Annotated in this window: 15 protein-coding genes; 6 read left to right on the plus strand and 9 right to left on the minus strand. The window is 41.9% G+C overall.

Going from position 1 to position 12,437, the window contains the following annotated elements; genetic code table 11:
- Positions 1–27 precede the first annotated feature (27 nt).
- The 7 genes from MST17_RS12570 to MST17_RS12600 all read right to left on the minus strand — a co-directional run bounded on the left by MST17_RS12570 (position 28) and on the right by MST17_RS12600 (position 5,120).
- On the minus strand, positions 28–1,290 hold the full coding sequence (locus MST17_RS12570; RefSeq protein ID WP_180026728.1) for a hypothetical protein: 1,263 nt from the start codon (positions 1,288–1,290) through the stop codon (positions 28–30).
- Between the two features lie 108 nt (positions 1,291–1,398).
- On the minus strand, positions 1,399–1,872 hold the full coding sequence (gene lysM, locus MST17_RS12575) for a peptidoglycan-binding protein LysM (RefSeq protein ID WP_180008199.1): 474 nt from the start codon (positions 1,870–1,872) through the stop codon (positions 1,399–1,401).
- A gap of 191 nt (positions 1,873–2,063) precedes the next feature.
- Positions 2,064–2,300 carry an acyl carrier protein gene (gene acpP / locus MST17_RS12580; protein ID WP_078190054.1) on the minus strand — a complete coding sequence of 79 codons (237 nt, stop codon included), beginning with the start codon at positions 2,298–2,300 and terminating at the stop codon, positions 2,064–2,066.
- Positions 2,301–2,385: 85 nt separating this feature from the next.
- Positions 2,386–3,120 carry a 3-oxoacyl-ACP reductase FabG gene (gene fabG / locus MST17_RS12585; RefSeq protein WP_078190055.1) on the minus strand — a complete coding sequence of 245 codons (735 nt, stop codon included), beginning with the start codon at positions 3,118–3,120 and terminating at the stop codon, positions 2,386–2,388.
- The gene (gene fabD / locus MST17_RS12590; protein ID WP_180025026.1) at positions 3,117–4,097 is read right to left on the minus strand and encodes an ACP S-malonyltransferase; all 981 of its coding nucleotides are present in this window, start codon (positions 4,095–4,097) and stop codon (positions 3,117–3,119) included. Before fabD ends, fabG begins: the two co-directional genes overlap by 4 nt.
- 205 nt (positions 4,098–4,302) lie before the next feature.
- Complete coding sequence (gene rpmF / locus MST17_RS12595; protein ID WP_004279227.1) at positions 4,303–4,485, minus strand: 50S ribosomal protein L32; 183 nt, start codon at positions 4,483–4,485, stop codon at positions 4,303–4,305.
- Positions 4,486–4,562: 77 nt separating this feature from the next.
- A complete protein-coding gene (locus MST17_RS12600; protein WP_078194223.1) occupies positions 4,563–5,120 on the minus strand; it encodes a DUF177 domain-containing protein in 558 nt (185 codons plus the stop codon).
- A gap of 97 nt (positions 5,121–5,217) precedes the next feature.
- Here MST17_RS12600 and MST17_RS12605 point away from each other — a divergent pair, with 97 nt between their 5' ends.
- The 3 genes from MST17_RS12605 (at position 5,218) to MST17_RS12615 (ending at position 6,996) form a co-directional block, all read left to right on the plus strand.
- Positions 5,218–5,880, plus strand: a complete 663-nt coding sequence (locus MST17_RS12605) for an elongation factor P hydroxylase (RefSeq protein ID WP_180026727.1) — start codon at positions 5,218–5,220, stop codon at positions 5,878–5,880.
- An 89-nt stretch (positions 5,881–5,969) separates the two neighbouring features.
- On the plus strand, positions 5,970–6,587 hold the full coding sequence (locus tag MST17_RS12610) for an L-threonylcarbamoyladenylate synthase (RefSeq protein ID WP_078190059.1): 618 nt from the start codon (positions 5,970–5,972) through the stop codon (positions 6,585–6,587).
- Between the two features lie 103 nt (positions 6,588–6,690).
- Entirely contained in the window at positions 6,691–6,996 is a 306-nt protein-coding gene (locus MST17_RS12615) for a hypothetical protein (RefSeq protein ID WP_180005435.1), read from the plus strand.
- 35 nt (positions 6,997–7,031) lie between these two features.
- On the opposite strand, the gene MST17_RS12620 is transcribed toward MST17_RS12615, so the two are convergent.
- Positions 7,032–7,751 (minus strand): GNAT family N-acetyltransferase, encoded by a 720-nt coding sequence (locus MST17_RS12620; RefSeq protein ID WP_180026726.1) that lies wholly within the window; start codon positions 7,749–7,751, stop codon positions 7,032–7,034.
- A 339-nt stretch (positions 7,752–8,090) separates the two neighbouring features.
- On the opposite strand from MST17_RS12620, the gene MST17_RS12625 reads away from it, so the two are divergent.
- Genes MST17_RS12625 through rluB form a run of 3 tightly spaced genes read left to right on the plus strand, consistent with a single transcriptional unit; the run spans position 8,091 to position 10,638 of the window.
- Positions 8,091–8,885, plus strand: coding sequence for a ScpA family protein (locus MST17_RS12625; RefSeq protein WP_180005437.1), 795 nt, complete (start codon positions 8,091–8,093; stop codon positions 8,883–8,885).
- Positions 8,882–9,478, plus strand: a complete 597-nt coding sequence (gene scpB, locus MST17_RS12630) for an SMC-Scp complex subunit ScpB (RefSeq protein ID WP_078190063.1) — start codon at positions 8,882–8,884, stop codon at positions 9,476–9,478. The genes MST17_RS12625 and scpB overlap by 4 nt, the downstream gene beginning before the upstream one ends.
- A gap of 41 nt (positions 9,479–9,519) precedes the next feature.
- The gene (gene rluB, locus MST17_RS12635; RefSeq protein WP_180005438.1) at positions 9,520–10,638 is read left to right on the plus strand and encodes a 23S rRNA pseudouridine(2605) synthase RluB; all 1,119 of its coding nucleotides are present in this window, start codon (positions 9,520–9,522) and stop codon (positions 10,636–10,638) included.
- A 50-nt stretch (positions 10,639–10,688) separates the two neighbouring features.
- On the opposite strand, the gene MST17_RS12640 is transcribed toward rluB, so the two are convergent.
- Positions 10,689–12,428 carry an ABC transporter ATP-binding protein gene (locus MST17_RS12640; RefSeq protein ID WP_180026725.1) on the minus strand — a complete coding sequence of 580 codons (1,740 nt, stop codon included), beginning with the start codon at positions 12,426–12,428 and terminating at the stop codon, positions 10,689–10,691.
- Positions 12,429–12,437 lie beyond the last annotated feature (9 nt).

Genomic DNA, 12,437 nt, shown 5'->3' on the forward strand with positions numbered 1-12,437 from the left:
CTATACCAAAATGTTTATATACAAAAACTACAACTGCACACAGCTATCTAAAATATTCCAATTGTGTGCTCTAAATTGCTCACGCGGATACGGCACCTCAGCACACAGCATACCCTCCTTCTTAAAGAAACGTCGGCCGTGGCTATTTTGATTCAACTGCGTTAAATCAGTCGCACCCTGATTCAACAAATTAAAAATCATAATTCGATCATTCAAAATGTGCCCTGCAAGCACATAGCGCTCCCAAGGCACCCCCTCTATATTGGACAAAGTATTGCCCAAATAGTTTTTGATATGCCAAGATGAATACTGTCCCTGTTTTTGACCAGCCTGCATCCTAAACGAATCATAAGAAAGCTCAGATAGCTGTGCCGCCTCTTCATATTGCTTAAACAATTGATTTGCAGTTTGATTTGGCAAATACAACCAATACATCAACGAGGTATTCCAGTCCGATAATTGCTGCACCTGCTTCAACACCGCATATACGCCATAGGCTTCCAATTGCGCTGCTGAGCGCAAACTTAACTGACTGGCACTTAAAGGCTCTAAATAAACAACTTGTCCAGTCTTTAATTGCTCATTACGTATAATTCGAACATAACGTGCCAGCCAGCTTTGAATCAGCATCCTTTCAACCAATGAGATCGGGCGCTCAAGCATCTGCTGCAATCTTTGATATTCAGCCATATATGCATCCAGCTTATCCTCTTTATTTAACGCAATATTGATCTGATAAAGGATCGCCAACTGATTTAAATACTTAAAGTCTGGATATGCGGAATTGCTCGGCATACTTAAACTGCGGTATTGGTCTGCATGCTGCAACCATGTGTTAAAGCGCTGCAACGGTACCTTTTCTTGCTGTATCAGCGCACCGAGCACCTGATGATGCTCAACAACAAATGCGCTAGCCGCCTTAGGATCATCGACCAGAAATTGCTGAAACTCTGCAACTAAATTCGTCTGTTCTTCTGACCACTTTTCACGTGTTAGCTTCGCATTCAATGGCTGGCCCAAAACATTCTGATGCTCTTGCCCCAACAAACTAAATGCCCAATCTTGATGATAACGATAGCACCCAACATTCAATGCCGAAAACCGATCTGCGGCATTCAGCCCAAGCAAGTTAAAATACGGCTCTTGTGTGTAATTTGAATGATAAGAAATTTCAGACTGCTGCCACTTGAGCACCCGAGGATCAATACGCTCATCCCACCGCAGCCAAAGACAAAAACACACAACAACTGCAAGCAACAGCAAGAAAATAAAGATGATTTTTTGTTTCATTGATTTCTTATTTTGAATTATTTCAGCCGCATTATATTCAACTTCACCATTCACGCATACAAAAAAAAGCCATCACAAGATGGCTTTTTTTACTTTAAACACAAATATTTATGCAGGAATACGAAGCACCTGACCTGGGAAAATGTCATCGGCATTTTTTAGCAAAGGACGGTTTGCTTCAAAAATTTTATTGTATTGATTTGCATCACCATAAAATTCTTTAGAAATCTTAGAAAGATTATCGCCTGATTTAACTGTATAAAATTTACTTTCTGGTTCTGGCGTTGCTACAGTCAACTGATCATCCACTTGCGCCACATGATCAATATTCCCTACCGCCAAGATAATCTTTTCACGATCTGCTTGGCTTTGCACCTGACCTTTCACTGTTGCTAGATCTGAAGTCCCGTTATAACTCACAGACAAGCCAGTTACAGGTAAGCCCAGTGCTTTGATATGACCCAATAACTTATTGGCAATTTCTTGTGCAGATGGTTCAGAAGGTGTTGCTGGCGCTGCCTGAGGCTCTGCTGGCGCTGTATTTTTTTTACCAATACCTTTTACAAAATCAAAAAGACCCATGTTTTTCTCCGTTGTTTTTACTGTTTTAAATAATTTAACTATTGTTCAACCTCTATTTTTATAGCTAAAAAGTAACCGTTTTTGAGTTGTTGTTAGTGACAGAAACGTAAGCTAATGTAAAAACAAAATATTCGGCATAAAAAAAGCCACCATTCGGTGGCTTTTTAAATCAGCATCGCTGAAATCTAAAATTAACCTAGTTTCTTAGAAACGTAGTCAATTGCAGATTGTACAGTAGTGATTTCGTTTGAGTCTTCATCAGGAATAGTGATGTCGAAATCGTTTTCGAAAGACATAACTAATTCAACTAGGTCTAGAGAGTCTGCACCTAAGTCATCCATGAAAGAAGCTTCATTTTTGATCTCGTCTGCTTTAAGACCAAGTTGTTCAGCTACTGCTTGTTTTACGCGTTGTTCGATATCGCTCACAGGAATTCTCCTCATTGCTTGTGGCGTTTTTAATGCCGTTAGTTTAATTGAATCTAAATCGTTTTGAAAGTTTATACTTGAGCGCTTAGCTCATGTATAAACCACCATTTACATGTAATACAGTTCCGGTAATGTAACTTGCCTTTTCAGAAGCAAGAAAACTTACGGCATTTGCGATATCTTGTGGCTCACCTAAACGGTTTAAAGCCACTTGATCACTCATCTTTTTACGAATTTCTTCGCTTAACTGTTCTGTCATTTCTGTTGCAATAAAGCCCGGAGCCACTGCATTTACAGTGATTTGGCGGCTTCCCATCTCTTTTGCAAGGCTGCGACCAAAGGCCTCAATCCCTGCTTTTGCAGCAGAATAATTTGCTTGTCCTGGGTTAGCAAAATGTGCAACCACAGAACTAATATTAATAATTCGGCCAAAACGTGCTTTGGTCATACCCTTTAAAACACGTTTAGAAAGTCGATAAACGGCTTTCAAATGAATGTTGAGAATGTCATCCCAATCATCTTCTGACATACGAAGTAACAAATTATCTTTGGTAATACCAGCATTGTTCACCAAAACCAATACAGAACCAAAGTTTTGCTCAATGTCTGATACCAATGCATCAATTGCAGTTGCATCACGTACATCTAGAACTTTACCCGCACCATTTTCAGCAAAAGCAGCAGATAATTTTTCCGCACCCGCTTCTGAAGTTGCAGTACCTACAACAAAATAACCGTCTTGAATCAATTGCTGAGCAATTGCTGCTCCAATCCCTCGGCTCGCACCTGTTACTAAAGCAACTTTGCGTTCTTGTGTCATGCAATTTTCCCTTCTGCCACTAAAATGGCATTCAGTGCATCTTCCATACGACCTTTCGTGTCGAGTGGGAATGCTTTTTCAATATTTGGCAAACGTTTTGCGAGATTCGCAAGGACATTACCCGGACCACATTCAGCAATGTACTGAATACCTTGGTCTTGCAAATACTGCATGGTCTTTGTCCACTGTACAGATTGGTATAACTGTGCAGTTAACGCCTGACGTAATTGCGCTACATCAGTCGCGATTTCAGCGCCTACATTTTGTATTACAGGTATAGTAGGCAGCTCAATGGCAGTTTGTTCCAATGCTGTCGCAAACTGTTCAGCAGCAGGTTTCATCAATGCACAATGCGATGGCACAGAAACCGGAAGTGCGATTGCCTTACCGCCATTTTCTTTAGCAGCAGCCATAACCGCTTCAACCATGGCTTTATCGCCAGCAATGACAACTTGACCTTGTGCATTGTAGTTTGCAGCATCTACTGAACCTGGGCCTTCTGCTTGAGCACAAAGTTCAATGACTTTGGCATCATCTAGACCCAAAATTGCCGCCATTGCACCTTGACCTTCAGGTACAGCACTTTGCATCAACTGACCACGTAGGTTCACCAGTTTAACGGCATCACCTAGGCTCATCGCTCCCGCAGCAACCAAGGCGCTGTATTCACCTAATGAATGACCTGCAAGGTATTTCGGTGCAACACCACCTAACTCTAACCACACACGCCATAAAGCAATACTGGCAGTCAGTAGTACAGGTTGAGTAAATTCTGTTTGGTTTAACCCTTCACCACTTTGCGCAATTTGCCAAAGATCAAAGCCAGCCGCTTCTGATGCTTCTGCAAATGTTGCTTGCACACTACTAAACTGTTCTGCAAGTTCAGCGAGCATGCCGACTTTCTGTGACCCTTGACCCGGGAACACGAATGCAGTTTTAGTAGCTTGAGCTGCTTGCTCGAGTTGTTTAGCAGACATAAAAAAATCCTTTATCAAGACTGGTGAATTTATGCTATTTGGACATTTATTCAACACAATCCCATGTAAGCTTGTTTCAGGGACGGAAATTTAACACTTAATTTTTGTCTTGGTAATTGCCAAATGCAACAAAAAATCGGTACAAAAAAAGGGAGCTTAACGCTCCCATTTTTTCTACTAAGCTTGACGCTTAATACATCACCAATTATTCAGCAGATGCTTTAGCGAATAATTGACGACCACGGTAGATACCATCTTTAGATACGTGGTGACGACGGTGAGTCTCGCCAGTAGCTTGGTCTACAGTTAATGCATTCTCGGTTAAAGCGTCATGTGAACGGCGCATGTCACGGCGAGAGCGACTTTTACGGTTTTGCTGAACGGCCATGATGGCTCCTTACAAAGATCGAAAAAATGGATCAGAACAAATTCGATTGTCTTATACTCAAGAGTATAACACAAAAATTAGTTAAGTTTACCCTTCAAACCTGCCAAAACATCAAACGGGTTGTCCCGTTTTTCTTCAACAAGCTCTTCAGCGGCAGGTTGATGCTTATGTTCACAAGCGTCATGCTTAGGTGACAAAGGCATCAACAATAACAATTCATCCTCTATCAGTGAGAGTAAATCAGCAGTCGCAGGCGCATCATATGAACCTTTGGTTGTTGCTTCACTTTCACCTAAAACGATGAAATCAGCATCCTCATCCAAGCGCTCTATCAGTGACTCGTCATCTACAAGAGCTAGATGAAAACTTGAAACAAGCGGGATCTCAACAGTATCCAGACAACGCTGGCATTCCATTGGAACATTTGTTTCAACATGACCATCTAGCCATACAATGCGATGATAAGCATCCATTGATAGCTTACAGTCTATGTTAATCAATTGATCATCAATTGATCCAACAGCTTCACGAGCAATACGAACAAAGCGAGATAATGGCAGTGTTCCTGACCATTTAAAGCCCTGTTCAGCCCATTTAAACGGCTCAATCTGTGCCGGAAAGGTATTTGCTGACATAATTAAGGCGGCAATTCTACAAATTCATCAGTACTCTGTCAAAGATTAAGATACAATTTTGTACTTATTTAGACAGACCATTTGGGTAACTTAAGTTATGCATCTGTTGCAGCCGCAAACAGAAGTGAATATTTCATCACTTATGAGCACAATTTCAACGCTTGATTCTGACATTTCAACCGACCAAGTGCAACTCTCGGCTTGGGAGAAACTTTCCACAGAAACAGAACACGTCGATTGGCTCATCTTACACTTTAATCATTGGTTTTCCCACCTGAATGTGAGCTTAGTGAAAGGTGACTTTGAGCCCGAGTACTTTCCTGCTGATTCAAACGGCCCTGCCCGTATTCAATTTGCTCATGGTTATTTCAATAGCGCTTTGCATGAAATTAGCCATTGGACTATTGCTGGCGAGCAACGCCGTTTACTTCCCGATTTAGGCTATTGGTATGCACCAGATGGTCGCAGCAAAGAGCAACAAGCCCTCTTTGAACAGGTAGAAATTAAGCCCCAAGCGATCGAATGGTTATTTGCCAAAGCCTTTGGACGTAAGTTTCGTGTATCACTCGATAACCTCACTGGTGAAGGAGGAGATGGCAGCAGCTTTAAAGATAATGTCTATGCACAATTACAGGCTTATTTTAAAGGTGAAGCCAAACTTCCACGCGATGCTTGGCGCTTTATCCAATGCATTTGCCACTGTACACGTGCTGGCAAAATGTTACAGGCGAATGAATTTCAACGTGAAATGCTTGATTAAATTATACAATTTGACTGCATTTCACGTTGCACAAAGCGAATAGACCGCGACATAATGTCTAGAGCTTTTAATAATAAGAGGAAAACGACATGTTGCATTTAAGAATACATCCGGAAAATCCTCAACCCCGTTTAATTACGCAAGCCGTTGAACGGATTCGTGCCGGCGATGTGGTGGTTTATCCCACAGATGCCGCCTATGCCATCGGTTGCCAGATTGGGAACAAAAATGCCATGGAACGCATTGCCCAAATTCGTCAGCTCGATGCTAAACATCAATATGCGATTATTTGTGCAGATTTATCTGACATTGCCACGTATGCCAAAGTCGACAATGCCATGTATCGTTTATTGAAAAATAACACCCCTGCGGTCACCACCTTTATTTTGCCTGCGACCAGTGAAGTTCCTCGCCGTTTAATGCATCCTAAAAAGAAAACCATTGGACTGCGCATTCCGAGCAACCCGATTTGCCAATTATTACTCAAAGAACTCGGTGAGCCGTTATTAACATCGACCTTAATTTTACCGGGTCAAAAAGAACCGATTGATGATCCTTACGAAATTGAACTGCAAATCGGCAAACGAATAGATGTATTAATTGATGGCGGTTTAGGTACTTTAAATACCACTAGCGTTGTAAACCTTGCAGGTGAATACCCTGAAGTGATTCGCCGCGGTGTCGGTGATGTCAGTGCATTTGAATAGCGTGTACTGTTAAATACATACTGTAACCAATCAGAGGCTCAGCATGTAATATACGTCTGCTTAAAACTCGGTTAATGCACCTTTCGATAAAGGAATCGACCTGATGACTTTATTTCAGATTTTACTCAAGCTCCAAAATGCGACAGACCTCAGTGTCTCCGAGCAAAGCAGTCTCAATCATTTTGCTATATATGCCACTGAGCCGTGGACTTTAGAATCCACGGCTCAACTGAGGGCAAAAGATGAAAATTTAATTTCACCAATAGCGACAACACAGCCGCAAATTTTTCGTTATTTTCTGCATGCATCAACGGTCAAATCACTGTTTAAACGTAGAGCTAATCAAAACCTCTGCTCGCAAGCGCAGTGCCAACTCATCATAGAATTTGCACTTGAACAAAAGATATGACTAACAGGCTCAAAGCCTTGAATAGTGGTTTTTGCTCAAGCGCAATAAAGCTGCATAAATTCTTTTAAGTGAATTTTTTGTTGTCCCAGCTCATCAAAATTATTTGTATCGAGCCAAGCTGCATAAGCTTGAGACAACATTGGCCAATCCTGATCTAACATCGCAAACCAAGCGGTATCACGGTTACGACCTTTCACAATCACATGTTGACGAAACAACCCTTCAAATTGAAAGCCAAAACGCAAAGCAGCGTTTTTCGAAGGCGTGTTCAAGTCATCACACTTCCACTCCACCCGTCTATATCCCGCTGAAAAGCATGCTTTTAACAATAGATAAATGGTTTCTGTTGCGGCGGTTGATCGCTTCATTAAACTTGAAAAAAAGACATTGCCAATTTCGATGACAGCATGTGCTGGGCGTACATTGAGCAATCCAATCCACCCTACAATGGCATCACCGACCTCAATGACATAATGCATCGAACCGGTAAAATGAAAGGATTGCTGAAAATAATCACGCAATTGCTGCATGCTTTGAATTTGAGAATAAGGCAAATACGTCCAACAGCGTTCATCAGGTTCTTGTTGTACTGTCTGCCATAGCCGCTGTAAAAGACTATCATCAAGCTGATCGGGTAGCATCGGAATAAGCCGAACAGATTGCCCCACTTCGGTTTTACATCTGAACTGGCAAGGTTCAAACTGCGTCAACGTCATCCCTACAGACTGACCCCATTGATTATATTGTTGTGGCATAGCTAATATTCTTTTAGTCAATTCATTCAAATCATTTCATGAAGGATGCCCATCATCCAGACATCACAGCTTAAATGAGTTCACGGATTGATGAGTGTATTTTTTATAATTAACACAAGATGTGATCGATATCACAGCTTTAAAATTTTACATGTGTATAAATAAAGCCTATTCCCTATAAATTTTAAGTTTTTTACCCAATTCAACCGTTCAGTAATTTCTTTAAACGCATTTTTCCATTACACTATTCCCTATAACTTTTGTGCTTTTACTTTCGATGTGAGATCGAAGCGAAAGTTGTCTGCATGCCTTTGAAAATTCGCGTGGCCTATAATTGCAATGAACCAAACTGTCCATAATTCTATGGAAGATGCTCCACACATTCGCGTTTTGGATGAGTGGCAAGAAGCTATTCCAGAAGATTTGTACATTCCACCCGCTGCATTTGAAATTCTATTAGAGCATTTCGAAGGACCACTCGACTTTCTGATTTACCTCATTCAAAAAAATGGCTTCGACTTATTACAAGTCGATATTGCCCCGATTGCATCCCAATATTTGTCTTATATGGATGCAATGAAATCTCTAGATATTGAATTAACCGCAGACTATATGGTGATGGCAGCCCTATTGGCCGATTTAAAATCGCGTCTATTATTGCCAAAACCTAAATCGACCGCAGCACATGAACAAGATCCTAAACAAGAATTGATTGACCGTTTAGAAACCTATTTGCGCATCAAACAAGCTGCGGAAAGATTAGGTCAAATGACAGTATTGGATCGAGATACATTCGATACCAATGTCAGTTTAGGAACAATAGTCGAAACCAATGATGGCTATGACATTCAATTACTTCGTGATGCCATACTCTGTGTCTTTAATCGACCAGAACCGGTTACCCACCAAATTTTACAAGAACCTGTCTTACTCGAAGAACGTATTGCTTATATTGAAACTAAGCTTGAGTCAGGTGAAGTATTAGATTTTGCGGACTTACTCAAACCAAGCCAAGGCCGCATGGGTGTTGTCGTGACATTTATGGCCGTGTTGGAACTGACACGCCAACAAAAAGTTCAAATTGTCGCATCAGGTGTAGAAGCACCGCTTGCAATTCAGGGAGCACGTGCATGAACACTGAACTTAAACAAATGACTGCGGTGTCTTCAGAAGATAATCTGCATGAAATTTTGATGCAGCTTGAAGCCATTATTTTTGCCAGTGAAGCGGCGGTGAGTATTGCCCGTTTAAAAGAGGCTTTCCAAGACCGTTTCAGTAAAACCGAATTACGCCAATATTTGCAGCAGCTTTCAATGCTGCAACACGGCAGATCAATTGAACTTGTTGAAACCGCTCAAGGTTTCCGTTTTCAAGTACGTGCAAAATATCGTAATATTATTGCACAGACCTGGCCTGAACGACCAACTCGTTTATCGCCATCCTTGCTCGAAACTCTTTCTGTCATTGCTTACCATCAACCGGTAACCCGCGCAGATATTGAGCAAATCCGTGGGGTGACCAACAATAGTCAAATTTTACGTACGTTATTTGACTGGAACTGGATTAAAGAATCTGGTTTTCGTGAACTCCCAGGACGACCCGCGTTGTTAGTTACAACGCCTCAATTTTTAAATGCTTTTGGTCTAACCTCTTTGGGCCAATTGCCTCCCCTGCAGGATGCCAAGGAAGCTTTTATGGCCCTCGATGCGAATGCACCGAAGTCATAAATAGGTGAACTGTTGATGATAATTTCTAAGGTTATGCTGTCATGAGTGAAAAATTGCAAAAGGTGCTCGCACGCGTTGGTTTGGGTTCTCGCCGTTATATGGAAGAAGTCATTGCCGCTGGTCGTGTGAGCGTAAATGGGCAAGTTGCCCAAGTGGGTGAACGTATCGAACCAGGTGATGAGCTTCGCATCGATGGTCGTAAAGTTCAGTTCCAAATTGAAGACGAAATTCGTCGCCGTGTGTTGATTTACTACAAACCAGAAGGCGAAATTTGCTCACGCAATGACCCTGAAAACCGTCCAACGGTATTTGAACAATTACCTCAAATTACCGGTGATCGCTGGGTAATGGTAGGTCGTCTAGATATCAACTCTACAGGTCTATTGCTGTTCACAAATGATGGTGAACTGGCGAACCGTTTAATGCACCCTTCTAGCGAAATCGAACGTGAATATGCCGTTCGTGTCATGGGTGAAGTCACTCCTCAGTTAAAAAACAACATGTTACAAGGCGTTGTTTTAGATGATGGCCCTGCAAAATTTGAGTCATTCTCTGAAATTGGTGGTGACGGTATTAACCGTTGGTATCAAGTGGTCGTAAAAGAAGGTCGTAACCGCGAAGTTCGTCGTATTTTCGAATCTCAAGGCTTAAAAGTGAGCCGTCTTTTACGTACACGTTATGGTTCAGTAATTCTGCCACGCGAACTACGTACTGGTCGCTGGATCGAGCTAGATAAACAAGATATCGACAACTTAACCAAGTCCGTTGAGCTTAAACCACGTCAAGGTACTGGCCTGTTTGGTATGGCGAAACGTCGTACTGAACGTATGCAAGATAAACCAATGGCAGCACGTCGTGGTGGTTACTTACGCCAACAACGTCGTGACAGTGACGAAAACCAGCCACAACAAAGCAATGGTTATCAAGACAACCGTGGCGAACGTCGTACTGGTCGTACTGAAGGTGTTTTCCAAGGCAATGGATTTAACCGTTCAGAGCGTCGCAACGAAGGGTTCAACAATAACCGTAATGATCGCAACAGTGAAAACTTCGGTAACCGTGAACGTCGTAACGACAATTTTGGCAATCGTGAGCGTCGTAATGACTCTGTGCCAAGTCGCGCATTTAGCGGAAACAACAAAGGCTTTAAGAAATTTTAATTTCTTAAGTATAAAAAAACCGCTCATTTGAGCGGTTTTTTTTATGATTACTAAGCAAATTGTTCAGTGGTTTGTGGAATCGCACTCAGCAAACGCTTGGTATATTCATGCTGCGGCGATCTATACAACTCATCCGAGTTTGCAATTTCAACGATATCACCATGGTTCATCACCATGATTTGGTCAGAAATATATTTCACTACAGATAAATCATGTGAAATAAAGATATAGCTCAAACCAAACTCATCTTGTAAGTCTTGCAATAAATTCAGAACTTGGGCTTGAACCGAAACATCTAATGCAGAGACAGACTCATCACAGATCAAAATTTCTGGCTTTAAGGTCAAGCATCGTGCAATGGCAATACGTTGACGCTGACCACCAGAAAACTCATGTGGATAGCGATAAAATGCTTGTGCAGGCAAACTGACACGTTCAAGTAAATCAAACGCCATTTGCTCTCGTTCTGCATCATCCTTCCCAATCTGATGCACTTGCATCGGCTCCATCAGAATTTGACCCACAGTAAAACGTGGATTAAGTGAAGCATATGGGTTTTGGAAAATGATCTGTATTTTGCGCTGATATTGGGTAAATTCTTTTTCGCTCATCGCCAAAATATCATGACCTTCAAACAGCGCCTGACCACCTGTCGCTTCCTGTAGACGCATCAGTAAAAGGCCGATTGTGGTTTTACCTGAGCCAGACTCTCCAACCAACCCGAGCGTTTTACCTTTCGCCAGTTGAAACGAGACACCTTTGACCGCCTGATATTCATCCTTACCAAATAAACCCTTGCGGCTATAAAAAGATTTTTTCAGGTCTTTGACATCTAAAATAATCTGTTCGTTACCCGTAAGACCACGCGTTCGTTGTCTACGGGTTTCCTCAGATAAATGCACATCCTCAATCAGCTCATCACCATTTTGACGCATAAAATCACTGATCATTGGCAATTTATAAGGACGCTCAGACATCTGAGGACGGCACTTGAGCAAAGCGCGTGTGTAAATATCTTTAGGATGATCCAGCACTTCATTGACCAAGCCTTGTTCACGGATTTCTCCATGACGCATGACAATCACCTGATCGGCAATTTCACTTACCAATGCTAAATCATGTGTAATGAACAGCATCGACATCTCACGTTTCTTTTGCAAGGCTTCGAGTAAATCTAAAATTTGCTTTTGAATCGTCACATCAAGTGCTGTGGTTGGCTCATCTGCAATCAATAACTTCGGCTCACATGCAATTGCCATAGCAATCATGACCCGCTGTTGTTGGCCACCTGACATTTGGCTAGGATAGGCATCAATTTTCGTTTCAGGAGAAGGAATACCCACTTCCTTCAATAATTCCAAAGTCCGTGCTCTTGCCTGCTTACGTCCCATACCTAGATGAAGTCGTAATACTTCTGCAATTTGATCACCCACCGTAAAGACAGGATTGAGTGACGACATCGGTTCCTGAAAAATCATCGCAATATCTTTACCGCAGATATTGCGCATTTCTCTTGGTGACAGACTCAGTAAATCCCGCCCTTCAAAAACTATTTTACTGCTCGTATCTATACGGCTTTGATCACGTGGCAACAGCCCCATGGTTGCCAACGAGGTCACCGACTTGCCACTGCCAGATTCTCCCACAAGCGCCACAGTTGTATTGGCAGGAATGTCAAAAGATATTCCTTTGACCGTTTCGATATAACTTTTATCTTCAGCTTTAAAGCTCACTTTCAGGTTTTGAACACTGAGGAGCGTTGGTTTAACAGTTTGATTTTGTTCCGTCATCCTTTACTC

The sequence above is a fragment of the Acinetobacter sp. YH16056_T genome (genome assembly GCF_024605895.1).
Lineage (GTDB): Bacteria > Pseudomonadota > Gammaproteobacteria > Pseudomonadales > Moraxellaceae > Acinetobacter > Acinetobacter amyesii.

Excerpts from the sequence above, each read along its gene's own strand:
- MST17_RS12610 (WP_078190059.1), top strand. The coding sequence starts at position 5,970 with ATGTTGCATTTAAGAATACATCCGGAAAATCCTCAACCCCGTTTAATT.
- MST17_RS12570 (WP_180026728.1), bottom strand. The coding sequence starts at position 1,290 with ATGAAACAAAAAATCATCTTTATTTTCTTGCTGTTGCTTGCAGTTGTT.
- MST17_RS12605 (WP_180026727.1), top strand. The coding sequence starts at position 5,218 with ATGCATCTGTTGCAGCCGCAAACAGAAGTGAATATTTCATCACTTATG.
- scpB (WP_078190063.1), top strand. The coding sequence starts at position 8,882 with ATGAACACTGAACTTAAACAAATGACTGCGGTGTCTTCAGAAGATAAT.
- lysM (WP_180008199.1), bottom strand. The coding sequence starts at position 1,872 with ATGGGTCTTTTTGATTTTGTAAAAGGTATTGGTAAAAAAAATACAGCG.
- fabG (WP_078190055.1), bottom strand. The coding sequence starts at position 3,120 with ATGACACAAGAACGCAAAGTTGCTTTAGTAACAGGTGCGAGCCGAGGG.
- rpmF (WP_004279227.1), bottom strand. The coding sequence starts at position 4,485 with ATGGCCGTTCAGCAAAACCGTAAAAGTCGCTCTCGCCGTGACATGCGC.
- MST17_RS12615 (WP_180005435.1), top strand. The coding sequence starts at position 6,691 with ATGACTTTATTTCAGATTTTACTCAAGCTCCAAAATGCGACAGACCTC.
- MST17_RS12640 (WP_180026725.1), bottom strand. The coding sequence starts at position 12,428 with ATGACGGAACAAAATCAAACTGTTAAACCAACGCTCCTCAGTGTTCAA.
- rluB (WP_180005438.1), top strand. The coding sequence starts at position 9,520 with ATGAGTGAAAAATTGCAAAAGGTGCTCGCACGCGTTGGTTTGGGTTCT.
- MST17_RS12625 (WP_180005437.1), top strand. The coding sequence starts at position 8,091 with ATGAACCAAACTGTCCATAATTCTATGGAAGATGCTCCACACATTCGC.
- MST17_RS12600 (WP_078194223.1), bottom strand. The coding sequence starts at position 5,120 with ATGTCAGCAAATACCTTTCCGGCACAGATTGAGCCGTTTAAATGGGCT.
- MST17_RS12620 (WP_180026726.1), bottom strand. The coding sequence starts at position 7,751 with ATGCCACAACAATATAATCAATGGGGTCAGTCTGTAGGGATGACGTTG.
- fabD (WP_180025026.1), bottom strand. The coding sequence starts at position 4,097 with ATGTCTGCTAAACAACTCGAGCAAGCAGCTCAAGCTACTAAAACTGCA.